Source organism: Mesorhizobium sp. C399B, assembly GCF_030323185.1.
Taxonomy (GTDB): domain Bacteria; phylum Pseudomonadota; class Alphaproteobacteria; order Rhizobiales; family Rhizobiaceae; genus Mesorhizobium.
Window position 1 is genome coordinate 713,797 of the sequence record NZ_CP100472.1, and the last position, 23,484, is coordinate 737,280.

A 23,484-nucleotide genomic window follows, 5' to 3' on the forward strand; every position below is an offset into this window, starting at 1 on the left:
AGCAGCGCTGCGCGATCATGCTGCAAAGTTAAGAGGTTCCGGATGGCCAATCTCAGAGATCACATGGGCAGGCCGATCGTCGCCGTCACCGGCATCGGTGTGGTAACGTCGCTCGGCATCGGCAAGGCCGATAACTGGGCGGCACTGACCTCCGGCAAATCGGGCATCCACCCGATCACCCGCTTTCCCGTCGACCACCTCAACACCCGCATCTCCGGCATGGTCGATTTCCTCGACTCAAGCTCGAAAGGCGCCAGCCTGCTGACCTACGAACTGGCCGAAACCGCCGCGAATGAGGCGGTGGCCGAATCCGGCCTCGATTCCTCTGATTTTGGCGGGCCTCTGTTCCTCGCCTCGCCGCCGGTCGAACTCGACTGGCACGACCGCTTCGCGCTCTACAATTCCGACGGCAAAGGCGCCGGCGCCGAAAGGCTGCTCAGGGTGGCGCGCGGGCTGAAGGAAACAGATACGTTCGCAAGCACGCAGTTCGGCGCGATCGCCGACCGGCTGGCCGACCGCTTTGGCACGCGCGGCCTGCCGATCACACTGTCGACGGCCTGCGCTTCGGGCGCCACCGCCATCCAGCTCGGCGTCGAAGCGATCCGCCGCGGCGAATGCGACCGGGCGCTGTCCATCGGCGCCGACGGTTCGGCAACCGCCGAGGCGCTGATCCGCTTTTCGTTGCTCTCGGCGCTGTCGACCCACAATGACATCCCTGAAAAGGCGTCAAAACCCTTCTCCAAGGACCGCGACGGCTTTGTGCTGGCCGAAGGCTCCGGCGCTCTGGTGCTGGAATCGCTTGAGGCAGCCCTTGCTCGGGGCGCCAGCGTTCTCGGCATCCTGCGCGGCTGCGGTGAAAAGGCCGACGATTTCCATCGCACCCGTTCCAAGCCCGACGGTTCGCCGGCGATCGCAGCAGTCCGCGCCGCCCTTGCCGATGCCGGCTTGAGCAAGGACGAGATCGACTACGTCAACGCTCACGGCACCTCGACACCGGAAAACGACAAGATGGAGCATCTGTCGCTGTCGACCGTGTTCGGCGATCGCATCGGCTCGATGCCGGTCTCGTCGAACAAGTCGATGATCGGCCACACGCTGTCGGCGGCGGGTGCTGTCGAAGCGGCGTTTTCGCTGATGACCATGCGCGAAAGCGTGATTCCGCCGACCATCAACTACGACAATCCCGACCCGGCAATCGTGCTCGACGTGGTGCCCAACAAGAAGCGCAATGCCGAAGTCGGCACCGTGCTCTCGAACTCGTTCGGCTTCGGCGGCCAGAACACTTGCCTTGTCATGGCGCGGGAACCGGTCTAAGCGACCTTTTTCAGCCAGACTGAACTGACAGGCCCCATGCGCGCACTGCAACTTATCGAGGACCGCCGTCTTGAAACGGTGGACCTGCCGCCCCCGCCGCCCCCCGCATTGGGCGAAGTCACGCTGCGCATCAAGGCGGTGGCGCTGAACCATATCGACGTCTGGGGCTGGCGTGGCATGGCCTTCGCCAAGCGTAAGCTGCCGCTGGTCGTCGGCGCCGAAGCCTCCGGCGAGGTCGAAGCTGTCGGCCCCGGCGTCTCCAGCCTGCTGCCCGGACAATTGGTATCGATCTATGGCGCGCGCACCTGCGGCCTTTGCCGCGCCTGCCGCGAAGGCCGCGACAATCTCTGCGAACATGTCTCGGGCGTCCACGGCTTCCATCTCGATGGCTTTGCCCAGGAGAAGATCAACCTGCCGGCGCGCCTGCTGGTCCCTGCTCCTCCCGGCGTGACCGATGTCGGCGCGGCTGTCGCCCCCGTCACCTTCGGCACCGTCGAGCACATGCTGTTCGACAATGCCAAGCTGCAGCCCGGCGAAACCATCCTCATCCATGCCGGCGGCTCCGGCATCGGCTCGGCGGCGATCCAGCTGGCCAGGCGCATGGGTTGCACCATCATCACCACGGTCGGCTCCAACGACAAGATCGACAAGGCCAAGGCGCTCGGCGCCGACCATGTCATCAACTACCGCGACGACCGTTTCGAAGGCGTCGTGCGCAAGCTCACCAGGAAGAAGGGCGTCGACGTCGTCTTCGAGCATGTCGGCGCCGACACCTTTGCCGCCTCGATGCTGTGCCTCAAGCGCGGCGGCCGCCTGGTCACCTGCGGCTCGACCTCCGGCGTGTCGACGCAGATCAATCTGATGCAGCTGTTCCAGCAGCAGCTGAAGCTGCTCGGGTCCTTCGGCTGCCGCATGGAGAACATGGCCAACGCCATGCAGAAGATGGCGGCGGGACAGGTAGCACCTGTCATCGACACCGAGGTCGGCTTCGACGGCATCGACGCCGCGTTGAAGCGCATGGAAGGCCGCGACGTGTTCGGCAAGATCATCCTGCGCGTTTCCTAGGACAATGGCCGGCAAGGTGTTCAAGAAAGCCCGCCGGGACTTCATGTTCCGCTATGGCCGAAGACTGCGCCAGATGGAGCACTGGCTGGTGGCGCGCGTGGCGATGACGATCATCTCGCTGCTGCGCCTCCTGCCCGCGGACAGGGCGCTCAATTTCGCCGACCGGGCGGCACGGCGCATCGGTCCGTGGGTCGGGCGCCACCGTGTCGCCATCAACAATCTGCGCCTTGCCTATCCCGAAAAGAGCGATGTCGAGATCGAGGCCATCGCCTCCGACATGTGGGGCAACATGGCCCGGCTCGCCGCCGAATACATCTTTCTTGACGCCCTCTTCGACTATGATCCGAACGCAGCGACGCCCGGCCGCGTCGAAGTCGGTGGCGCCGATCATTTCCATCAGATAGCTGGCGAGGACAAACCGCATATCCTGTTCACCGGCCATCTCGGCAATTTCGAACTGCTGCCGGTGGCTGCCGCGACGTTCGGCATGAAGATCACGGCGCTGTTTCGTCCGCCGAACAATCCTTACCTCGCCGATTATATCCATTCGACGCGGCGTTCGAGCATGGGCGCCTTGCTGCCGTCTTCGACCGGCGCCTCCTTCGCGCTGGCGTCGATTCTGGAGAAAGGCGGCAATATCGGCGTGCTGGTCGACCAGAAATTCTCTAGCGGACTGGAGACAATCTTCTTTAACCGCCCATGCCAGAGCAATCCGGTTCTGGGTATGCTCGCCCGTCACTATGATTGCGACGTCTATCCGGCGCGATGTGTGCGGCTGCCTGGCAACCGCTTCCGCCTCGAGATCGAGGACAAGCTGACCTTGCCGCGCAATGAAAGCGGCAGCGTCGATGTCGCGGCCACCACCCAACTGCTCGCCAACGTGGTCGAGCGCTGGGTGCGCGAGGATCCGGGACAGTGGATGTGGTTCCACAAAAGGTGGGAAATCTCAGGCCGGCGTCGCCGCCGGCGCGGACAGGCCAACGCCACCGGCCAGGGGCAGCGTCAATCTTAAGTCGTCCAAAGCCTCAGTTCGTCACAACGATCCGCGTATTGCCGAAGCCGACTTCGCGCACCATCGCATAGAACATCGCGGCATTGGCGGTGTGCAGCCGCACGCAGCCATGCGATGCGGGACGCCCTAGCTGCCTGACCGCGCCGGTGCCGTGGATGGCGTAGCCGCCATGGAAGAACACCGAGTAAGGCATTGGCGACATGTGGTATTTTTTCGAATACCACATCCGCGCCGTGCGCTGCGGCCGATAGGTGCCGCGCGGCGTGAAATAGCCGCTGCGCGCGGTCGACACGCTCCAGCGATAAAGCACCTGGCCGTATTGGCTGACGGTCATGGTCTGCGACGAGACGTCGATGCTGGCCACCAGCGAGGCAGCCCTGCTTTCGATGGACGTGCCGAACAGCATCGCAGCAAAAGCAGCTGCCATGAGAACGATTTTAGTCATGAGATCAAACCCCTTTGATGCCCCTTGCCTGCCCTGTCATCACGCGGTTTTTCATCTTTTTAACGACAGGTGAGTGATCTAGCACACACTCCTTGATAAATTCGCCAATCTAAAGCAGCGAATTTGAACGATTTTCCCGCCATAGTTGCCGCTGCGACACGAAGTTTCGGCGCCAGTGGCGCGATGCTTGCAAAACCACCCCCTTGCCTGCTCAAATCCGGGAATGAGCGAACGACTCTTCAAAGCGATAGACGCCCGTGTTGATGAATTGGTCGCACTGACCGCCGACCTGATCCGCTTCCCGACCATCAACCCGCCTGGCGAAGCCTATCGCCCCTGCGCCGAATATATCGGTGCGCGCCTAGGCAGGCTTGGCTTCGAAACCGAATTCATCCGCGCCGAAGGCACGCCCGGCGATACCGACCGCTATCCCCGCGTCAATGTCGTCGCCCGCTTCGACGGCCGCTCGCCTGGGGCCTGTGTCCATTTCAACTCGCACATCGATGTGGTCGAAGCCGGCGAAGGCTGGAGCGTCGATCCCTTTGCCGGGGTGGTGAAGGACGGCAAGGTCTACGGCCGCGGCGCCTGCGACATGAAAGGGGGCATGGCCGCCTCGATCATCGCGGCGGAAGCCTTCATGGAGGTTTTCCCCGACTTTCCCGGCGCCATCGAAATCTCCGGCACCGTCGATGAAGAGTCCGGCGGCTTCGGCGGCGTCGCCCATCTGGCCAGGCTCGGCTATTTCTCGAAACCCAAGGTCGACCACGTCATCATCCCGGAACCGCTGAACAAGGACCGCATCTGTCTTGGCCATCGTGGCGTCTGGTGGGCGGAAATCGAGACCAAGGGCGAGATCGCGCATGGCTCGATGCCGTTCCTCGGCGACAATGCGGTGCGCCATATGGGCGCCGTGCTGCAGGCCTTCGAGGATGAACTGTTTCCGGCGCTCGACCGCAAGGTGACGCGCATGCCTGTCGTGCCCGAAGGCGCAAAGCGCTCGACCATGAACATCAACTCGATCCATGGCGGCCAGACCGAGGATTTCCGCCCCGGCCTGCCCTCACCCAACGTGCCCGACGCCTGCCGGCTGACCATCGACCGCCGCTTCCTGCTCGAGGAGGACCTTGCCACGGTCAAGAGCGAGGTGACCGATATCCTCGACCGGCTGAAACGCGGGCGCAATAAGTTCGACTACGAGATTCGCGACCTGATGGAGGTGCTGCCGCTGATGACCGAGCGCGATGCGCCAGTGGTCAAGGCGGTGGCGCAAGGCATCATGGCGATCTTCGACCGCGAGCCGGATTATGTCATTTCACCAGGTACTTACGACCAGAAACACATCGCCCGCATCGGCCACATCTATGATTGCATCGCCTATGGCCCGGGCATTTTGGATCTCGCCCACCGGCCCGACGAATGGGTCGGTATCTCTGATATGGTGGAGTCGGCCAAGGTGATGGCGATCGGGCTGAATGTGCTGCTCAGGGGCACGGCCGCGGACTGAACCATCGGCTTCGCTGAAAAAACATTCCTCCCCGCGCCGCTGCGGAGCACGAAACGCAATTTACTCCACCTCGAAATCACGCTTCTATCGCATCAGGGTTCGAGCATTTGGGAGTTGCACGATGAAATTGTGGAAAACCATTCTTGCCGCCGCAGTGCTGGCACTGGCCGGCAGTCAGGCATTTGCCGCACGCACCGACCTGGTGATCGGCATTCCGCTCGAGCCGCCGCATCTCGATCCGACCGCCGGTGCTGCCGCGGCGATCGACGAAGTGCTCTACGCCAACGTCTTCGAGGGCCTGACCCGCATCGGCCCGAATGGCGAAGTGCTGCCCGACCTCGCCGAGAGCTGGGCCATTTCCGACGATGGCAAGGTCTACACCTTCAAGCTGCGCACCGGCGTCAAATTCCATGACGGCAGCGATTTCGACGCCGGCGACGTGAAGTTCTCGCTCGACCGCGCCCGCGCCGACAATTCCGTAAACGCGCAAAAGGCCCTGTTCGCCGCCATCGATACGGTCGAAGTCGTCGATCCGACGACGGTCAAGGTGACGCTGAAGAACCCGCAGGGGTCGTTCCTCTACAATATGGGCTGGGGCGACGCGGTGATCGTGGCGCCCGAGAGCGCAGACACCAACAAGGAAAAGCCCATCGGCACCGGCCCGTTCAAATTCCAGAGCTGGGCCAAGGGCTCGTCGATCACGCTGGTGAAATCGGACACTTACTGGGGCGCCCCGGTGTTCCTCGACAAGGCCGAGTTCCGCATCGTTCCCGACGCCGCTGCCGCCGTGCCGGCGCTGCTCTCCGGCGACATCCAGGCTTTCCCTTTCTTCGATCCCGACAGCGTCGCGCAGGTCAAGGACGATCCGCGCTTCAAGGTGGTGATCGGCTCGACTGAGGGCGAGACCATTCTGGCGATCAACAACAAGAAGCCGCCTTTCGACAAGCTCGAGGTGCGGCAGGCAATTGCCTTCGCGCTCGACCGCAAGGCGATCATCGACGGCGCCTCGGCCGGCCTCGGCGTGCCGATCGGCTCGCACATGTCGCCCGCCAGCAAGGCCTATGTCGACCTCACCGGCCTGTACCCGCACAATGTCGACAAGGCCAAGGAGCTGCTGAAGCAAGCCGGCTTCGAAAACGGAATCAAGGCCACGCTGAAACTGCCGCCGCCTTCCTATGCGCGGCTTGGCGGCGAGATCATCGCTTCGCAGCTGCGCGATGTCGGCATCGACCTGGAAATCATTCCGGTCGAATGGGCGCAGTGGCTGGACCAGGTGTTCACCAAGAAGGATTACGACCTGACCATCGTCTCCCACACCGAGCCCAACGACATCGATATCTACTCGCGCAAGGACTACTACTTCAACTACGACAACCCCGCCTTCGACAAGATCATCGCCGAGCTGAACCTCACCTCCGACGACGCCAAGCGCAACACGCTGCTCGGCGAAGCACAGAAGATCCTGGCCGACGACGCCGTGGTCGGCTTCCTATATGAACTGCCGAAGGTCGGCGTCTGGGACGCCAAGCTGCAGGGCCTGTGGGAGAATGCGCCGATCCAGGCGAATGATCTGACCAAGGTGAAGTGGACGGATTGAGGCGGCGGGCCAAAGGGCGGCGTTTGCGCTCCGTCACACCCCCCTCTGCCCTGCCGGGCATCTCCCCCGCAAGGGGGGAGATCGGGCTATCATCTCCGCTTTCGCCTATCGCGAACGTTGAACGCTGGTCGACGACACAGAAACTGCTGATCTCCCCCCTTGCGGGGGGTGAGGAGTGGTCCGCGCAGCGGACGGAAAGCCAACTGCTTGGCTTTCCGAACAACGAACGCCCGAAGCGACAGCGAAGGGCCGGGTCCGGCAGGACAGAGGGGGGTGGGCGGGAACTCGACTTTCAAGGCGCAGCCGCACCGGGCGCCCCTCCACCATGACCGCCTACCTCCTCAAACGCCTCGCCATCGCGATCGCAACCTTGATCCTGGCGTCGATGGTCGTCTTCGCCGTGCTCGAAATCCTGCCCGGCGACCCGGCGCGGCTGATGCTGGGCCTCAACGCCAGCGCCGATCAGGTCGAACTCCTGCGCAACCAGATGGGCCTCAACGCACCGCTTCTCCCGCGTTACCTCCACTGGGTCGGTGGCCTGCTCAGCCTCGATTTCGGCCGCTCCTACACTTATTCGGTGCCGGTCATCGACCTTGTCTGCGAGCGCATGGCGGTTTCCCTGCCGCTGGCGCTGATCGCGCTGGCGCTGTCGACCATCATTGCCATCCCGGTCGGGCTCTATTCCGCCAGCCGGCGCGGCCGGGCCGGTGACACGATCGCCATGGGCGCCGCCCAACTCGGCGTCGCCATCCCGAACTTCTGGTTCGCGCTGATGCTGATCTACCTATTTGCCGTCTGGCTGCGGCTGGTGCCGGCCGGCGGCTTTCCCGGCTGGAGCGCCGGCGCCTGGCCGGCGCTGAAATCGCTGCTGCTGCCGGCCGTAGCACTTGCGCTGCCGCAGGCCGCGATCCTGGCGCGCGTTGCCCGCTCCGCGCTGCTCGAGGTGCTGAACGAGGATTATATCCGCACCGCCCGCGCCAAGGGCCTGCCCTATCGTGCCGTACTATGGCGGCACGCGCTGCGCAACGCGATGATCCCGGTTCTGACCATTCTGGGGCTGCAATTCGCCTTCCTGCTCGCCGGCACCATCATCATCGAGAACGTCTTTTATCTCCCCGGCCTCGGACGGCTGGTGTTCCAGGCGATCACTCAGCGCGACCTGATCGTGGTGGAAAGCATCGTCATGCTGCTGGTCGTCGCCGTCATTGCCGTTAACCTCGTCGTCGACGTCTCCTACGCCATCGTCGATCCGCGCCTTCGAGGCCGGCAATGACGCTGCACATCGACATCCCGCAGGAGACGTTGGGCAGCATTCTGGCCAAGGCCTTCCGCAACCGCTCCTTCCTCATCGGCTTCGCCATCACGGTGCTGGTGGCTGCAATCGCGGTCATCTCCTACGTCTGGACGCCCTACGACGTGACCAAACTGGTGATCTCGGACAAGACGCTGGCGCCTTCTTCGGCGCACTGGTTCGGCACCGATCATTTCGGCCGCGACATCCTGTCGATGATCATGGTCGGCGCCCGCAACTCGATTGCCGTGGCGCTGGTCGCGGTCGGCATCGGCATGGGCGTCGGCGTGCCGCTCGGCGCCTTCGCCGCGGCGCGCGGCGGGTTTGTCGACGAGGCGCTGATGCGGCTGAACGACCTCGTCTTCGCCTTCCCGGCGCTGCTGTCGGCGATCATGATCACCGCCATCTTCGGACCGGGCGCAATCAACGCCATCATCGCCATCGGCATCTTCAACATCCCGGTGTTTGCGCGTGTCGCCCGCGCCGGCGCGCTGGCGATCTGGCCGCGCGAGTTCATCCTCGCCGCCCGCGCCGCCGGCAAGAGCAAGACGCAGATTACAATCGAGCACGTGCTGCCCAACATCGCCACGCTGCTTCTGGTGCAAGGCACCATCCAGTTCGCGCTCGGCATTTTGGCCGAAGCCGGTCTCTCCTATGTCGGCCTCGGCGCCCAGCCGCCAATGCCGAGCTGGGGCCGCATGCTGTTCGACGCCCAGACGCGCATGGTGGTGGCGCCGTGGATGGCCATCTTCCCCGGCATGGCCATTGTCGTCACCGTGCTTGGGCTCAATCTGCTCGGCGACGGCATCGCCGACATACTCGACCCGAAATCGCGGCGACAGCGATGAGCCTGCTGCAGATCGAGAACCTGTCGCTGGCGATCGGCGACACGTCGATCCTCAAAGGGGTCGACCTCTCCGTCGCGCCCGGCGAGGTGATGGGCCTGGTCGGCGAATCCGGCTCGGGCAAATCGATGACGGCGCTGACCATCATGCAGCTTCTGCCGCATGCTGCGCGCGCCACCGGCTGCGTGACCTTCGACGGCATCGACATCCTCGCGGCCAAAGAGGACCAGATGTGCGCGTTGCGCGGCGATGACATCGGCATGGTGTTCCAGGAGCCCATGACGGCGCTGAACCCGGTCAAGACCATCGGCGAGCAGGTCGCTGAAGGCATACGCTGGCACACCAGGGCAAGCCGCGCGGAAGCCGAAGACCGGGCGCGCAAAATGCTCGACCGCGTCGGCCTGCCCGAGGCCAAATTCCCGCTGTCGCGCTATCCGCACGAACTGTCGGGCGGCCAGCGCCAGCGCGTCGTCATCGCCATTGCCTGCGCACTGAAACCCAAGCTGCTCATCGCCGACGAGCCGACCACGGCGCTCGACGTGGTGCTGCAGGCGCAGATCCTCGACCTCTTGCGCGGCCTTGTCAGCGAAAACCGCATGGGCCTGCTTCTGATCTCGCACGATCTCGCCGTCGTAACCGAAATGGCCGACCACATCACCATCCTGCGTCATGGCGAGGTGATGGAAGCCGGCGACACCGCACGCACGCTGTCTGAACAGCTGCATCCCTATACGCGCCAGCTGGCGCTTGCCTCCATGCATGTGCCGGCCCGCGCCAAGGTTCACGCCAACGGATCGGCCAAGCCGCTGCTTGAGGTCGAAGGCGTGACCCGCGACTATCCCGGGCGGCGTACATCCCTGTTCAAACCCGCTCCCCCGATCCGCGCTGTCGACGACGTCTCCTTGTCGCTGGCGCCGGGCCAATCGGTGGCGCTGGTCGGCCGCTCCGGCTGCGGCAAGTCAACGCTTGCCCGCATGATCCTGGCGCTCGACAAATCGACCTCGGGAACGATCCGCTTTCGCGGCGAGACCATCACCGGCAAAAGCGAGGCGGAGCTCAAAGCCGCGCGGCGCGACATGCAGGTGGTGTTCCAGGATCCCTACGGCTCTTTCGACCCGCGCCAGAAGGTCGTAAAACTGGTCGCCGAGCCGCTGCATGTACTGGAGACGAAGCCGACACCGGCTGAGCGGCGCGAGATGGTGGCGCACGCACTGCACGAGGTCGGCCTCGGTACCAGCGACATGGACAAATATCCGCATGAGTTTTCCGGCGGCCAGCGCCAGCGCCTGTCGATCGCCCGCGCCATCATCACCAGGCCGAAGCTGGTCGTCGCCGACGAGCCGGTCTCGGCGCTGGACGTCTCGATCCGCGCCCAGATCCTCGATCTGTTCGCAGAGCTCAACCAGAAGCTCGGCATCGCCTATCTCTTCATCACCCACGATTTGACGGTCGCCCGCGCCATCACCGATGAGGTGCTGGTCATGCATGACGGCAGGATCGTCGAGCGCGGCAAGACCGGTGACGTGCTCGATCATCCGCAGTCGGAGGCGGCCAGGGCGCTGGTCGCGGCTGCGCCCGATCTGCATCGGGCGATCGCTCACCGTATGCAGGAACAGGGGTGAGCAGCAGAACGGCCGGCTACTCCTCCGGCTTCACCACATCGACCGGGCTGATGTCGAGCAAATCGAGCGTGCGGCGCAACAGCCGCACCTCGCTCTCGGCCAGTTTGGAATCGGCTTTGGCGATCTCCGCCATGTGGAGCGCCAGCAACTTGCACCGTTCGACATCGAGATCGCGGAACAGCGCAATGGCTTGCGAACCGTTTGTCTCGTAGCCGAAATCATTGAGATATTCGATGACCGCGTCGATGCTGGTTTCCGGGATGCCGAAGGCGTCCTTGCAGATGCGCCGGAAGGCGACCATCTCGCTCTCCGAAACCGAGCCGTCGGCCAGGATCATGCGAAACAACATCAAGAGTTCCGCCGACAGCACGGGGTCGTCGGCAACCTTGCGCACGCCGGGGTCACCATCGAAGATCGAGCGTATCTGGTCGAGCAATGCCATCGCCAACAGTGTCCCTTTCCCGAGCCCGCCCAGCGCACATGACCCAAAACTGCGCAGCGGTACTGAGATAATGACATGCACCACAGGAAATCCAAGCGCAACGCGCTTGGATGGACGTAGCGCGGAATCGGCCTTGCGCAAACCGGATGGCCATGAGAAGGCGCGGCACCACCTTTCCCGCCGGAATGTTCAGAAAATCCCGATGCTCGACCTCGCCACCCAGACCGTCATCATGCTTGCCTTCGCCGCTTTTGCAGCCGGCTTTGTCGATTCGATAGCCGGCGGCGGCGGGCTGATCACCATCCCGGCCCTGCTGCTTGCCGGCTTCCCGCCGGTCGCAGCACTTGGAACCAACAAGCTGCAGGGCATTTTCGGCACCGCTTCGGCGACCATCCACTACGCCATGAATGGCCATGTCGATCTGCGCCGACAGCTGCCATCGGCGCTTCTGGCCCTTGCCGGCAGTGCCGTCGGCGCCTTGCTGGCGGCATTCGTGCCGGGTGATCTCCTGCGGGCGCTGCTGCCGCTGCTTTTGATCGCCATCGCGATCTACTTCGCCGTGAAACCCAACATGAACGATGTCGACCGCGCCGAGCGCCTGTCGCCCTTCCTGTTCGGGCTAATCATCGCCCCTTTGGTCGGCTTCTATGACGGGCTGTTCGGCCCAGGAGCCGGCTCCTTCTACATGTTGGCCTTCGTCAGCCTCGCCGGCTTCGGCGTGCTCAAGGCGACGGCACACACCAAGCTGCTCAATTTCGCCTCCAACATCGGCGGCTTCATCGTCTTTGCTATCGCCGGCGTCGTCTACTGGAAGATCGGGCTGATGATGGGTATCGCCCAGTTCCTCGGCGCCCGGCTCGGCGCCAGTCTTGCCATCCGCGTCGGCGCAAGGCTGATCAAGCCGCTGCTGGTGATCATCTGCCTGGCGCTGGCGGCGAAGCTGCTGGCCGATCCGGCGAACCCATTGCGCCAGCTAGTTGGTGTATGAGCCGCACGCCTGATAGAGTGCCGTTGTACGAATCATGTTGGAGGGACCACACATGAATCTTAGTGCACCCACTCAGCTTGTTTTCATCATATCCCTTGTTATCGCCATCATCGGCGTGCTCGCCGCGCTTGGCGTCCTTGCGTTCATTCCTCTGGCTGCGGTGTGGATTGTCCTCATCGCATACATTGTGCTTGCCGCCGCCTGCCTGATGCGCGGCGCCTAGGCACCCGCGACTTCTGCAATTCGAAGCGCCCGGTCAAAAGCCGGGCGCTTTTGCTTTGCATGCATGGTCTGTTAGGCTCCGAGCGGAAGGATGACCATGAAGCAAAGCGGACGCGCAGACCCGAGGATGACGAAACGGTGGACGGCCCTACCTCGCTAACCCAAAAATCGCATCGCAATCGAGATGGCGCTCCAGTTCGGCTGCGATCTCGTCCAGAGCGTTTTCCACCTCCGCCCGATAGTCGACGCCGCCGCCTTTCACGCCGAGGCTCTCCAGGAATCTCGCCCGGAAAGCGTCGGCGGAAAACAGGCCGTGCAGATAGCTGCCAAAAACCTTGCCATCGGCGGAAATGGCACCGTCTTCGATGCCGTTGATCACAGCCGACGGCCGCGCCATGTCCGGCCCGGTGGTGCGGCCGAGATGAATTTCGTAGCCCTCGAGCGCCAGGCCGAACGGCACTGAGCGGGCGCTGACATTGCGCACCGTCTTTTCCGGCTCCATCACCGTCTCGATGTCGAGCAGGCCGAGTCCCTCGGCCTCGGTGACGCTGCCCTCGATGCGATCGGGATCGCGCACCAGGCGGCCGAGCATCTGGAAGCCGCCGCAAATGCCGACGATATGGCCGCCGCGTTTGCGGTGCGCGAGGAGATCGCGATCCCAGCCATTCTCGCGGAATTTCATGAGATCCCCGATCGTCGATTTGGAACCGGGAATGACCACCAGGCCGGCATCCTCCGGCAAGCGCTGCCCCGGCGGCACGAACACCACTTCGACCTGCGGCTCGGCCTTGAGCGGGTCGAGGTCGTCGAAATTGGCGATGCGGCCAAGCATCGGCACGGCGACCTTCAACGCCCGCTTCTCGCCCGATGCCAGGCGTTCGAGCACGACCGAATCCTCCGAAGGCAATCGCGCCGCCGCCTTCAGCCACGGCACGACGCCAAAGCAGCGCCAGCCGGTGAAGCTTTCGATCGACCGGATGCCGTCGTCGAACAGCGAGACATCGCCGCGGAACTTATTGATGAGGTAGCCGACGATCATGCGCCTGTCTTCCTCCGGCAGGATCAGATGCGTGCCGGCGACCGAAGCGATGACGCCACCGCGGTCGATGTCGCCGACCAGGATGACCGGCACGTCGGCGCGCGTGGCAAAGCCCATATTGGCGATGTCGCGGCTGCGCAGGTTGATTTCGGCCGGCGATCCGGCGCCCTCGACGACGACCAGATCGGCGCCCTCACCGACCTTCGTCCAGGACTCCAGCACGGCGTCCATCAGCCCCGCTTTCATTGTCTGGTAGTCGCGCGCTCGCGCCTCGCCGAACACCTTGCCCTGCACGATCACCTGCGAACCGATGTCGCTCTGGGGTTTGAGCAGCACCGGATTCATATGCACGGTCGGCTGAACACCACACGCCAGCGCTTGCAGCCATTGCCCACGGCCAATCTCGCCGCCGCCGGGGCGGTCGTCGCCCGGAATGTCGGCGACGGCGGCATTGTTCGACATGTTCTGCGGCTTGAACGGCCTGACTTTCAGCCCGCGATTCCTGGCCGCGCGGCAGAGCCCCGCCACCAGCACCGTCTTGCCGACATCCGAACCCGTGCCTTGCAGCATGATCGCCTTGGCCATGCTCAGCCCCTGCCCTGCGCGCCGGAAACGGTCGATTTCTGCCACAGCGGCCCGCCGCGCCAGATGTAGAGCGCCAGCAACGCTTCGCTGCCGGTGCGCATGGCATGGCTGACATTGGAGGCGTGATGGATAATTTCGCCCGCCTGGCGGGTGTGAAAGCCGCCGTCGCCCATGCGCCACTCGGTGCCGCCGGTCAGCGGAATGTAGATCTCCTCGGCAATGTGATGATGGTCGGGATAGGTGATGCCGGGCCCCAGGATCAGCAATCCGGCCGCGACCTCTTCGTTGGCGAAATGGCCGCGCGTGCCAAACACCTCCAGCCAGCCGTATTTCTGCAAGAACGCTTCACCAAAATCGGTCGCGTTGTAGGTTTGCCCCCAGCACAGATCGTCACGACGCTCCGCCAGCAGTTGCACCAGAGGCTGCGGGTCCGGCGGCACCAGTTCGACAATGCGGTCGAGCAGACCAAGGCAAGGCAGTGGATGCGCTTCGAGCACGCGCGCCCTCATATTCCAGCCGATCCGGGTCACGGCATCCCGCACCAGCGCGTTATCCACGCCCCGGAGATAGGCATGGAAGCGGTCGAGCAATTCGTCGAAATATGTCGGCACGCAATGCTCCGTTGATCCATTCATGCACAGCGGCTGCGCGGCGAGCCGGGTTGCGCGGCGGCATCATTGGTCTAGATTGAGCGGCGCGCAAAGCCAAAAACAACAGGCCAGCAAGCCAACCCCAGTTGGGGAAACACAGGGAGCACGCCATGGACGCCGCGGTCGATGCGAGCACCAGCCAGTTCGAACTCAATGAGGAGCAGCGCGCCATCCAGGAGATGGCGCAGGCCTTCGCCGCCGATCGCGTTGCGCCCAATGCGCTCGAATGGGACCGGGCAAGACACTTTCCCGCCGATGTAATCCGCGAGACCGGCCCGCTTGGCCTCGGCGGCATCTATGTCAGGGACGATGTCGGCGGCTCGGCGCTCGGCCGGCTCGACGCCGTGCTGATCTTCGAGGCGCTGTCGCACGCCGATCCGGCATTCTCCTCCTTCATCTCGATCCACAATATGGCGGCGTCGATGATCGACCGCTTCGGCGACGACGAGCAGCGCCAACGCTTCCTGCCGAAGCTGACCTCGATGGAATGGCTGGCGAGCTATTGCCTGACCGAGCCGGGTTCCGGCTCGGATGCCGCGGCGCTGAAGACGCGCGCGGTGAAGAGCGGCGACGACTATGTGCTTAACGGCGCCAAGCAGTTCATCTCCGGGGCCGGCGACAGCGACCTCTATGTCGTCATGGCGCGCACCGGCGCCGACGGGCCGAAGGGCATTTCCACCTTCGTCGTGCCGAAGGATGCGCCCGGCCTCTCCTTCGGCGCCGACGAGCACAAGATGGGCTGGCACATGCAGTCGACCCGCCAGGTGATCTTCGAGGACTGCAAGGTGCCGGCCGCAAACCTGCTGTCGGGCGAAGGCGCCGGTTTCGGCATCGCAATGGCCGGGCTTGATGGCGGCCGCCTCAACATCGCTGCCTGTTCGCTCGGCGGCGCGCAATCGGCGCTCGACAAGGCGCTGTCCTATACCGCCGAGCGCAAGGCTTTCGGCTGGAAGATCAACCAGTTCCAGGCGCTGCAGTTCAGGTTGGCCGACATGGAGACCGAACTGCAGGCGGCACGCATTTTCCTCTATGCTGCCGCCTCGAAGCTAGACCGCAAGGCGCCGGACGCCGGCAAATGGTCGGCCATGGCCAAGCGCTTCGTCACCGACATCGGCTTCAACGTCGCCAACGAGGCGCTGCAGCTGCATGGCGGCTACGGCTATCTCCATGATTACGGCATCGAAAAACTGGTGCGCGACCTGCGCGTCCACCAGATCCTCGAAGGCACCAACGAGATCATGCGCGTGATCATCGCGCGGGCGTTGATCGGACGCTGACGGCAACAATTCAGGAGAGATTGATGACCACCATCGCCTTCATTGGTCTCGGAAATATGGGCAACCCGATGGCTGCCAATCTCGTCAAGGCGGGGCACGCGGTGCACGGCTTTGACCTGATGCCGGAAAACCTCACCGTCGCCCGCGAGCATGGCGTCATTGTCATGGCGAATGCCGTGGCGGCGGTGAAGGACGCCGATGTCGTGATCACCATGCTTCCCGCCGGCAAGCACGTGCTCTCGGTCTACGAGGACATCGCACCCAAGGCCAAACCAGGCGCCCTGTTCATTGATTCCTCGACCATCGATGTCGAGTCGGCCCGCAAGGCGCATGCCGTAGCAAGGAAGCACGGGCTGCATTCGATCGACGCCCCCGTCTCCGGCGGCACCGGCGGTGCTGCTGCGGGAACGCTAACCTTCATGGCCGGCGGCGCCAAGGATGCCTTCGCCAAGGCCGAACCGGTCCTGAAGCCGATGGCAGGCCGCATCGTCCATTGCGGCGACGACGGCGCCGGTCAGGCAGCCAAAATCTGCAACAACATGATGCTCGGCATTTCGATGATCGGCGTCGCAGAGGCCTTCGTGCTGGCCGAAAAGCTCGGCCTCTCGCATCAGGCCCTGTTCGACGTTGCCTCGACCTCGTCGGGCCAGTGCTGGTCGCTGACCACCTATTGCCCGGTGCCGGGTCCCGTGCCGGCCTCACCCGCCAACCGCGACTACAAACCGGGCTTTGCCGCAGCACTCATGCTGAAGGACCTGAAACTGGCGCAGGAGGCGGCCCAAAGCGCCGGCGCGGTGACGCCAATGGGGGCCGAAGCGGCCCAGCTTTATGCGCTGTTCAACGCCCAGGGAAATGGCGGATCGGATTTTTCCGGCATCATAAATTTCCTTCGCGGCAGTTCTCTATAAGTTTCGAATTTGGCAGCGCTTTTCTCGATTTTTATTGCGCGGAAAAATTGCAAATTTAGATTTGCTTAAGCTCTCGATAACCCGGCGGTAACGATGTGCCTATATAACGGATGGCGAGGCGGACATATCGCATCCGCCCGGCGCTCCGGATCAGGTCTCGCGTACCGGAGCCCGTAAGTTTCGCAAGTGTGTTGTTGGCGAAATGCCATGCGTATCTGGCAAAGCCGCGTTCCGATGGAGCGCGGTTTTTGCGTTTTGCAGTCCTATACTGTTCGATCTGAATTATATTCCGATTGCAGCGTTCGGAATTGCCTGATGGTCTTCATTGACCAGCACGATCGGTGCGCTGACCCCTTCGACCCTGACGATAAGCAGGCGCACAGTCCGGGCGCCCTGATTGCAAGGCGTCCGGCTGTCGTTCCATCTACTTCTTGCGCAAATCCGCTTGCGCCAGATCCAGCGCTTTGGCGATGCGATCGCAAGCCATGTCGATCGTCGCGCGGGTCCAGATCAGCGGCGGCGACAGGATCATCGTGTCGCCGGTGGCGCGCAGCATCAGGCCTTGCGCGATGGCGTGGTCGCGGACGGTGACGGCGGCACTGCCCGCCGGCAGGAAGCGCTCCTTGGTCGCCTTGTCCTTGACGATCTCGACCGCTCCCATCAGCCCGATCGATCGCACCTCGCCGACCAGTTCGTGGCCGGCAATGCGCTCCTGCAGCGCCTGGGCGAAGTAAGGTCCAGTGTCGTTCCTGACCCTGTCGACTAGGCCTTCTCGCTCCATGATCTCGAGATTCTTCAGCGCCACCGCGCACGCCACCGGGTGACCCGAATAGGTATAGCCGTGGTAGAATTCGCCGCCCTTTTCGACCAGCGTCGCCGCGATACGGTCGCCGACCAGCAGCGCCGACAGCGGCTGATAGCCCGAGGTCAGTGCCTTGGCCGTGGTGATGGTGTCCGGCTCGATGCCGAAGGTCTGCGCCGCAAACCATTCGCCGGTGCGGCCATAGCCGGTGATGACCTCGTCCAGCATCAAAAGCACATCGTATTTGCGGCAGATTCGCTGCACTTCCGGCCAGTAGCTCATCGGCGGTATCTTCACCCCGCCCGCCCCCATCACCGGCTCGCCGATGAAGGCCGCGACCTTGTCGGCGCCGGCCTCCAGAATGGCATCCTCGACCGCCTTGGCGGCGCGCAGGCCGAAATCATGGTCGCTTTCGCCGGGCAGCCCCAACTCATAGGCATAGGGCATCATCACATGGACGATGTTGGGAACCGCCCCGCCGAGTTGCTTGTGCATCAAATCCATGCCGCCGAGCGACGTGCCGGCGACGGTCGAGCCGTGATAGGCCGACTTGCGCGAGATGATGCGGTTCTTCTCCGGTTTGCCTTCCAGCACCCAATAGTGGCGCACGAGCCGCAGCGCCGTGTCGTTGGCCTCCGAGCCGGAGGAGCCGTAGAAAACCTGGCTGATGCCCTTGGGCGCCAGCTCGGCCAGCTTCTTCGACAGCAGCACGGGCGTCGGCGTCGAGCATTTGAAGAAGGAATTATAGTAGGGCAATTCCTTCATCTGCGCGTAAGCGGCGTCGGCCAGCTCGTCGCGGCCATAGCCGACATTGACGCACCACAGCCCGGCCATGCCGTCGAGTATTTCGGTGCCGTCGGCATCGTAGATGAACGGGCCGTTGGCGTGGGTGATGATGCGCGAGCCGGTCTCGCGCAATTCCCTGTGGTCGGTGAAGGGATGCAGATGATGCGCGGCGTCAATCTGCTGAAGCTGCTTCAGCGAATAGTTCTGGTAAGTCATGGGTTTGCTCTTTCCTCTGGAATCAAACCGGCAAGCTGCCGGGGCGACTTCGTCAGAGGACGGCGGGCGGCGAATAGCCGATGCGGGCGCACAGCCTGAGCAGTTCGGCGCGCAGCGTGCGCGGCGACGGTGTCACCGCGACCCCGAAGGCGCCGGATGTGCTCATGTAGACCATGGCGGCAGTCTATGCCGCCCGAGGCCCGGAATTCAAGCGGTGCCGCTCAATACCCTTTGCAGGAACACGTATTTCATGGCGGTTTGCGCCGCTTGCGGCCGGCGGTCGCCGCGCCCGCCATGGCCGCCTTCCGTCTCCTCGAAGAACAACGTCTTGCCGTGACCTGCTTCCTGCAGCTTCGCCGCCATCTTGCGGGCATGGCCGGGATGGACGCGGTCGTCGGCGGTTGATGTCGTGAGCAGCACCGGGGGATAGACGGCATCGGCCGAGACATGATGGTACGGCGAATAGGCGGCGAGCCAGTTGGCCTCTTCCGGTTTTGCCGGATCGCCATATTCGCCGATCCACGAGGCGCCTGGCGGCAGTTCGGTGTAGCGCAGCATGTCGAGCAGCGGCACCTCGATGATGACGGCGCCGAACAGTTCGGGATGCTGCGTCAGGGAAACGCCGGTAAGCAGGCCGCCATTCGAGCCGCCCTGGATGCCGAGGGAAGCAGCCGTGGCTATGCCGCGCCTGACGACGTCCTGCGCCACCGCGGCGAAATCGTCGAAGGCAGTCTGGCGATTGCCCTTCAGCGCGGCCTGATGCCAGGCCGGCCCGAACTCGCCGCCACCGCGGATGCAGGCCTGCACATAGGCGTTGCCCTTTTCCAGCCACAGCCTGCCGCGCACGCCGGCATAGCCGGGCAGCAGCGGTATTTCGAAGCCGCCATAGCCGTAGAGCAGCGTCGGCACCGGACCCTTCTGGTCGCGCCGCCTGACGACGAAATACGGGACCATTGTGCCGTCCTTCGAGCGCGCCTCGAACTGTTCGGAGACCAGCGGCGCGGCGTCGAACCGAGCCGGCTGCGATTTCACGGTGGCCAGCGTCGCCCCGTTATCATCCGACCAGATGATCGAACTCGGCGTCAGGAAATCGGTGAAGGAGAAGGAGACGCTGGAACCGAAATGCTCGGCATGCGCGATGCCGACATTGCCGTTCTCGGGCAGCGCCACCGGCTTCAGCGACCAGCGGTCGCCGCTGCGCTCGGCGACAACGACCTTGCCGCGCACATTGTCCATCAGATTGATGAACAGCCGGTCCTGAGTGCGGGCAATGCCGGCGACCGAAACACGGTGCGCTGGCGCGAGCATGGTTTCAACAGGGCCCAGGTCGCCGGTGTCGATCCAGTGTTCGAAATCGAAGGAATAGAGGCCGTCCGGCAAGCACTCAGTGCCGCCCGGCGCCGTCCATGGGCTGCGCACCCCGAACACCAACCGGCCCTTGAACAGCGCGGTGTCGGTGACATCGTCGGGCAACGGGATGCGGCGGTTTTCGCCCGACGGCAGGCGCAGAAAACTGTGCGAGGAGAAGAAGGCGATCGTGCGGGCCAGAAACAAATACTGCCTGTCGCCATCATGCTCGACCCCCGCGCCGGCCGCGAGATCCTGCTTCTCGGCCTCGAAGATCGGCGTCGCCTCCTCCAACCGGGTGCCGCGCTTCCACAGCTTGACGACGCGCGGATAACCGGACTGGGTCTTGTCGTCTTCATTGAAGGCAGCCGAGACAATGACCGTGTCCTTGTCCAGCCAGGAAAAGCCGGATTTCGAGGCGGGAGCGCGGAAGCCGCCCTCGATGAATGATTTGGTCTCGATGTCGAATTCGCGCATCTCGCTGGCATCGCCGCCATCCGGCGACATCGCCACCAGGCAAAGGTTGAAATCGGGGTAAAGGCGGCTGGCGCCGCTGAACACCCACTTCACCCCCTCCTTGGCCGACAGCACGTCGAAGTCGATGATCGTCTCCCACACAGGCTTCTCGGTCTTGTAGGAAGCAACCGTCGTGCGGCGCCAGAGGCCGAGCACATTGGTCTTGTCCTGCCAGAAATTATAGACTTGGCCGTTGAGCGCGGCACCGGCCGCAATGTTGTCCTCGGCCGTCATCAGGTCGAGCGCCGTCTCGAAGGCCGCCTGGTAGGACGGATCGCCCTGTAGTTCGGCCACGGTGATCTCGTTCTGGCGATGCACCCAGTCGAGCGATTCCTTGCTGGTCCGGTCCTCCAGCCAGAGGAACTTGTCCTCCGCGGTGGCATCCGTCTGGCGTTTTGTCATCGATTGGGTCACGCATGGTCTCCAGGCTAGTGGCGGGCAGCCCTGCCTACATCGCGTTGCAAGCGGTTTTATTCAAGATGGTGACGTCAGGTCATCGGGGGAATGCGGCCTCAAACCATCCGCCGGCGCAGGACCGTGGCCACAGCCAGTGCCAGACAAATCGTGCCCAGCGTGATCGGCAGGCCGGAGGCGCCGATCACATCCATGACGCCACCCGCCAGCGGCGGCACCACGATGCCGCCGATGCCCCACATCAGGGAGAAGGCGGCATTGCCGGCGACCAGCGCCGAGCCGGTAAAGCGCTCGCCGAGCTCGATGATCGACATGGTGTAGATGCCATAGGAGACCGCGCCCCAGATAAAGACGCAAGGCCAGATCAACGGCGTCTCGATCAGCAGCGGCAGCAGCACGCAGCCCAGCACAGTCACCACGACGCAGACGAATCGCACCAGCCGCGCCGTCAGCCGTTCCGCCAGCAAGCCGAGCGGCACCTGCATGGCGATGTTGCCTGCGATCATCACCGACAGCAGCGCCGACATGCGCGCTTCCGCGATGCCATACTGCGTGCCGTAGACCGGCAGCAGCGCCAGCACGCCCTGTTCGAAACCGGCGGCAACGACCACCGCCGACAGCAGTAGCCATGCCAGTGGCACGAAGCCCATGACCGAAACCCGGCGCCCAGCTTCGTCGACCTTCGGCAGTCGCGGCAGCACCAGCGCGAGGCAGGCGCCGCAGAAGATGAAGGCGGCGATCCCCACCAGGAATGGCGGCCATCCCACGGTGCCGACAGCGAGCAGGCAGAGCGGCCCGGCAGCGAAGCCGGCCGAGATGATGGTTGAATAGACACCCATGACGCGACCGCGGCGCGATGGCGGCACCAGTGCAATGACCCAGATTTCGCTCAAGACATAGAGCGGGTTGGTCACCACCCCGATCAAGAAGCGCAGCGGAAACCACAGATAGACATTCTGGGTCCAGCCGATCAGCGCAAGCACAATAGCCGAAAGCGCCGCGCAGGTAAGCGCGGTGCGCCCTGCCCCGAACCGGCGCGCCAGTGCCGGGATCAGCGGCGACGAGACAATGAAGCCGATCGGCGTCATTGCCGCCGAGAGCCCGATAATGGCCGGCGAAACGCCTTGGCGTTGCAGAATGAAGCTCAGCAGCGGATAGGACAGGCCTTGCGCGATGGCGAACACCGAGACGGTCGCGATCACGCCGCTGATCGCCGCCCACTGCATCTTCTCGTTGTCAGCTTCCGCCAGGTTCATCATTGGCACCTAAACCAGGCTCAGGACTAGCTTTTCTGTCCGACGCGGGTAAGCCCCGCCCCGGTAAAAACCGTTTGCTCCAGACAAGGCCTGTCATGAGTTTGGGCCTGTCAGGAGTTTTTGGGCCTGTCAGGAGTTTGGCGCTTGAACGATCGGTAAAGCGCGAAGCTCACCAGCAGCGCGTCGAGTCCGGCGATCACCACCGGCAGGCCGAGCGGACCGATGACCTGCATCAGCGCACCGGCGCCGGGCGGGCCGACAATGCCGCCGGCGCCCCACATCAAGGCAAAGGCGGCGTTACCGGCGACCAGCACGGTTCCCTTGAAGCGGCTGCCGAGCTCCACCAGCGCCATGGTGTAGACGCCATAGCCGACCGCTCCCATGACGAGAAGGACGAGCCAGATCGCCGGCGTCGTGATCAACAACGGCAGCAAAACCGCGCAGGCCGTTGTCGCCAACGCACAGAAGATGATCATCGCCCGCCCGCCGAAACGCTCGGCAAGCAGGCCGAGCGGGATTTGCAGGAAGATGTTTCCCAGCGACAGTGCCATCACCAGGGCCGCCAGCGTCCTTTCGGGCAGGCCATAGGCAGCACCGAAGACCGGCATCAATGCGTAGGTGCCCTGCTGGACCGCCGCCGAAACCAGCACGGCAAACAACAGCGCCGGCGCCAGCCTGGCGAAACCGAAAAAGCCGCCGGGCAATTGGCCGTCATCCTCGAAGCCGGCGAGGCTTGAGGAAACAGCACGAAGGATCGCGGCGCACAGGATGAAGCCGGCCATGCCGACCAGGAAAGGAACCCAGCCCGATATCCCTACCGCGGTCAGGACCAAAGGCCCCACAGCATAGCCAGCGCCCAGCACGGTGTTGAATGCCCCCATCACCCTGCCGCGGCGCGACGGCGGCGCCAGCGACAGCGCCCATACTTCGCCCAGTATATAGAGCGGGTTGATGACGATACCGATGATGAAGCGGATGACGAACCAGCCCACCCAGTCCTGCAGGTAGCCGATGCCGAGGAAGCACAGCGCCCCAATCAATGAGCAACCCACAGCCAGGTTGCGCGCGCCGACCAGCCGAATGGCTGCCGGCACGAACGAGGCCGAAAGGATCAGGCCAAGCGGCATCATCGCTGCCGACAAGCCGATCAGCGCCGGCGACATGCCTTGCTTCTGCATCAGCAGCGTAAACAGCGGCGAGCTCAGCCCTTGCGCCGCACCGAACATCGCGAGGGCGGCAGTTACGCCGGCAAGCGCCGCCCATTGCGTCCCCGCTTCGCCATCGCTCGAACCGGTCGCAGCCATGATGCCTTCCACATGAATTGCCGGCCCATCCAGCGGC

21 protein-coding genes are annotated in these 23,484 nt (G+C 63.8%); 12 read left to right on the plus strand and 9 right to left on the minus strand.

Translation table 11 applies throughout. The annotated features are described in order from the left end of the window. Positions 1-42: 42 nt before the first annotated feature. The 3 genes from NLY36_RS03505 to NLY36_RS03515 are packed head-to-tail and all read left to right on the plus strand — an operon-like array spanning position 43 to position 3,391. Positions 43-1,314 (plus strand): beta-ketoacyl-ACP synthase, encoded by a 1,272-nt coding sequence (locus tag NLY36_RS03505; RefSeq protein WP_023706061.1) that lies wholly within the window; start codon positions 43-45, stop codon positions 1,312-1,314. 36 nt (positions 1,315-1,350) lie between these two features. After that, positions 1,351-2,379, plus strand: a complete 1,029-nt coding sequence (locus tag NLY36_RS03510) for a zinc-binding dehydrogenase (protein WP_023681745.1) — start codon at positions 1,351-1,353, stop codon at positions 2,377-2,379. Positions 2,380-2,383: 4 nt separating this feature from the next. Then, positions 2,384-3,391, plus strand: coding sequence for a lipid A biosynthesis lauroyl acyltransferase (locus tag NLY36_RS03515; protein WP_031249051.1), 1,008 nt, complete (start codon positions 2,384-2,386; stop codon positions 3,389-3,391). Positions 3,392-3,404: 13 nt separating this feature from the next. On the opposite strand, the gene NLY36_RS03520 is transcribed toward NLY36_RS03515, so the two are convergent. Then, positions 3,405-3,836, minus strand: a complete 432-nt coding sequence (locus NLY36_RS03520; protein WP_023681747.1) for a L,D-transpeptidase — start codon at positions 3,834-3,836, stop codon at positions 3,405-3,407. 223 nt (positions 3,837-4,059) lie between these two features. Here NLY36_RS03520 and NLY36_RS03525 point away from each other — a divergent pair, with 223 nt between their 5' ends. From NLY36_RS03525 to NLY36_RS03545, 5 genes are all read left to right on the plus strand, one after another. After that, complete coding sequence (locus tag NLY36_RS03525) at positions 4,060-5,340, plus strand: acetylornithine deacetylase/succinyl-diaminopimelate desuccinylase family protein (protein WP_023735251.1); 1,281 nt, start codon at positions 4,060-4,062, stop codon at positions 5,338-5,340. Between the two features lie 121 nt (positions 5,341-5,461). After that, positions 5,462-6,937 (plus strand): ABC transporter substrate-binding protein, encoded by a 1,476-nt coding sequence (locus NLY36_RS03530; protein WP_023696476.1) that lies wholly within the window; start codon positions 5,462-5,464, stop codon positions 6,935-6,937. 325 nt (positions 6,938-7,262) lie between these two features. Continuing rightward, positions 7,263-8,210, plus strand: coding sequence for an ABC transporter permease (locus tag NLY36_RS03535; RefSeq protein WP_023696475.1), 948 nt, complete (start codon positions 7,263-7,265; stop codon positions 8,208-8,210). Continuing rightward, positions 8,207-9,076: an ABC transporter permease gene (locus NLY36_RS03540; protein WP_023696474.1), complete on the plus strand. Its 870-nt coding sequence runs from the start codon at positions 8,207-8,209 to the stop codon at positions 9,074-9,076. The genes NLY36_RS03535 and NLY36_RS03540 overlap by 4 nt, the downstream gene beginning before the upstream one ends. Next, on the plus strand, positions 9,073-10,695 hold the full coding sequence (locus NLY36_RS03545; RefSeq protein ID WP_023696473.1) for an ABC transporter ATP-binding protein: 1,623 nt from the start codon (positions 9,073-9,075) through the stop codon (positions 10,693-10,695). Before NLY36_RS03540 ends, NLY36_RS03545 begins: the two co-directional genes overlap by 4 nt. A 16-nt stretch (positions 10,696-10,711) precedes the next feature. Here NLY36_RS03545 and NLY36_RS03550 read toward each other — a convergent pair whose 3' ends face one another. Next, positions 10,712-11,143 carry a TerB family tellurite resistance protein gene (locus NLY36_RS03550; protein ID WP_023696472.1) on the minus strand — a complete coding sequence of 144 codons (432 nt, stop codon included), beginning with the start codon at positions 11,141-11,143 and terminating at the stop codon, positions 10,712-10,714. Positions 11,144-11,339: 196 nt separating this feature from the next. Here NLY36_RS03550 and NLY36_RS03555 point away from each other — a divergent pair, with 196 nt between their 5' ends. Both NLY36_RS03555 and NLY36_RS03560 read left to right on the plus strand, forming a co-directional pair. After that, complete coding sequence (locus NLY36_RS03555) at positions 11,340-12,125, plus strand: TSUP family transporter (protein WP_023696471.1); 786 nt, start codon at positions 11,340-11,342, stop codon at positions 12,123-12,125. A 52-nt stretch (positions 12,126-12,177) separates the two neighbouring features. Then, on the plus strand, positions 12,178-12,348 hold the full coding sequence (locus NLY36_RS03560; RefSeq protein WP_023670429.1) for a hypothetical protein: 171 nt from the start codon (positions 12,178-12,180) through the stop codon (positions 12,346-12,348). A gap of 147 nt (positions 12,349-12,495) precedes the next feature. On the opposite strand, the gene NLY36_RS03565 is transcribed toward NLY36_RS03560, so the two are convergent. Both NLY36_RS03565 and NLY36_RS03570 read right to left on the minus strand, forming a co-directional pair. Further along, positions 12,496-13,971, minus strand: coding sequence for a cobyric acid synthase (locus tag NLY36_RS03565; RefSeq protein WP_286461679.1), 1,476 nt, complete (start codon positions 13,969-13,971; stop codon positions 12,496-12,498). A gap of 2 nt (positions 13,972-13,973) precedes the next feature. Then, positions 13,974-14,582, minus strand: coding sequence for a dimethylsulfonioproprionate lyase family protein (locus tag NLY36_RS03570; protein ID WP_023735249.1), 609 nt, complete (start codon positions 14,580-14,582; stop codon positions 13,974-13,976). A gap of 149 nt (positions 14,583-14,731) precedes the next feature. Here NLY36_RS03570 and NLY36_RS03575 point away from each other — a divergent pair, with 149 nt between their 5' ends. Beyond that, complete coding sequence (locus tag NLY36_RS03575; RefSeq protein ID WP_023696468.1) at positions 14,732-15,898, plus strand: isobutyryl-CoA dehydrogenase; 1,167 nt, start codon at positions 14,732-14,734, stop codon at positions 15,896-15,898. Positions 15,899-15,921: 23 nt separating this feature from the next. Continuing rightward, entirely contained in the window at positions 15,922-16,806 is an 885-nt protein-coding gene (gene mmsB, locus NLY36_RS03580; protein WP_023691030.1) for a 3-hydroxyisobutyrate dehydrogenase, read from the plus strand. A gap of 424 nt (positions 16,807-17,230) precedes the next feature. On the opposite strand, the gene NLY36_RS03585 is transcribed toward mmsB, so the two are convergent. The 5 genes from NLY36_RS03585 to NLY36_RS03605 form a co-directional block, all read right to left on the minus strand. Continuing rightward, positions 17,231-18,610, minus strand: a complete 1,380-nt coding sequence (locus NLY36_RS03585; protein WP_023696467.1) for an aspartate aminotransferase family protein — start codon at positions 18,608-18,610, stop codon at positions 17,231-17,233. 52 nt (positions 18,611-18,662) lie between these two features. Further along, a complete protein-coding gene (locus NLY36_RS03590; RefSeq protein WP_023670422.1) occupies positions 18,663-18,785 on the minus strand; it encodes a hypothetical protein in 123 nt (40 codons plus the stop codon). Positions 18,786-18,817: 32 nt separating this feature from the next. Continuing rightward, positions 18,818-20,875 (minus strand): prolyl oligopeptidase family serine peptidase, encoded by a 2,058-nt coding sequence (locus NLY36_RS03595; protein ID WP_156933181.1) that lies wholly within the window; start codon positions 20,873-20,875, stop codon positions 18,818-18,820. A gap of 110 nt (positions 20,876-20,985) precedes the next feature. Beyond that, on the minus strand, positions 20,986-22,143 hold the full coding sequence (locus tag NLY36_RS03600; RefSeq protein ID WP_023735248.1) for an MFS transporter: 1,158 nt from the start codon (positions 22,141-22,143) through the stop codon (positions 20,986-20,988). A gap of 110 nt (positions 22,144-22,253) precedes the next feature. Then, entirely contained in the window at positions 22,254-23,447 is a 1,194-nt protein-coding gene (locus NLY36_RS03605; RefSeq protein ID WP_023696464.1) for an MFS transporter, read from the minus strand. Between the last annotated feature and the right edge of the window lie 37 nt (positions 23,448-23,484).

Coding starts and splice junctions, on each gene's coding strand:
- NLY36_RS03540 (WP_023696474.1), top strand. CDS start 8,207: ATGACGCTGCACATCGACATCCCGCAGGAGACGTTGGGCAGCATTCTG.
- NLY36_RS03590 (WP_023670422.1), bottom strand. CDS start 18,785: ATGGTCTACATGAGCACATCCGGCGCCTTCGGGGTCGCGGTGACACCG.
- NLY36_RS03510 (WP_023681745.1), top strand. CDS start 1,351: ATGCGCGCACTGCAACTTATCGAGGACCGCCGTCTTGAAACGGTGGAC.
- NLY36_RS03535 (WP_023696475.1), top strand. CDS start 7,263: ATGACCGCCTACCTCCTCAAACGCCTCGCCATCGCGATCGCAACCTTG.
- NLY36_RS03515 (WP_031249051.1), top strand. CDS start 2,384: ATGGCCGGCAAGGTGTTCAAGAAAGCCCGCCGGGACTTCATGTTCCGC.
- NLY36_RS03560 (WP_023670429.1), top strand. CDS start 12,178: ATGAATCTTAGTGCACCCACTCAGCTTGTTTTCATCATATCCCTTGTT.
- NLY36_RS03585 (WP_023696467.1), bottom strand. CDS start 18,610: ATGACTTACCAGAACTATTCGCTGAAGCAGCTTCAGCAGATTGACGCC.
- mmsB (WP_023691030.1), top strand. CDS start 15,922: ATGACCACCATCGCCTTCATTGGTCTCGGAAATATGGGCAACCCGATG.
- NLY36_RS03575 (WP_023696468.1), top strand. CDS start 14,732: ATGGACGCCGCGGTCGATGCGAGCACCAGCCAGTTCGAACTCAATGAG.
- NLY36_RS03605 (WP_023696464.1), bottom strand. CDS start 23,447: ATGGCTGCGACCGGTTCGAGCGATGGCGAAGCGGGGACGCAATGGGCG.
- NLY36_RS03525 (WP_023735251.1), top strand. CDS start 4,060: ATGAGCGAACGACTCTTCAAAGCGATAGACGCCCGTGTTGATGAATTG.
- NLY36_RS03595 (WP_156933181.1), bottom strand. CDS start 20,875: ATGACAAAACGCCAGACGGATGCCACCGCGGAGGACAAGTTCCTCTGG.
- NLY36_RS03530 (WP_023696476.1), top strand. CDS start 5,462: ATGAAATTGTGGAAAACCATTCTTGCCGCCGCAGTGCTGGCACTGGCC.
- NLY36_RS03600 (WP_023735248.1), bottom strand. CDS start 22,143: ATGAACCTGGCGGAAGCTGACAACGAGAAGATGCAGTGGGCGGCGATC.
- NLY36_RS03505 (WP_023706061.1), top strand. CDS start 43: ATGGCCAATCTCAGAGATCACATGGGCAGGCCGATCGTCGCCGTCACC.
- NLY36_RS03520 (WP_023681747.1), bottom strand. CDS start 3,836: ATGACTAAAATCGTTCTCATGGCAGCTGCTTTTGCTGCGATGCTGTTC.
- NLY36_RS03555 (WP_023696471.1), top strand. CDS start 11,340: ATGCTCGACCTCGCCACCCAGACCGTCATCATGCTTGCCTTCGCCGCT.
- NLY36_RS03545 (WP_023696473.1), top strand. CDS start 9,073: ATGAGCCTGCTGCAGATCGAGAACCTGTCGCTGGCGATCGGCGACACG.
- NLY36_RS03565 (WP_286461679.1), bottom strand. CDS start 13,971: ATGGCCAAGGCGATCATGCTGCAAGGCACGGGTTCGGATGTCGGCAAG.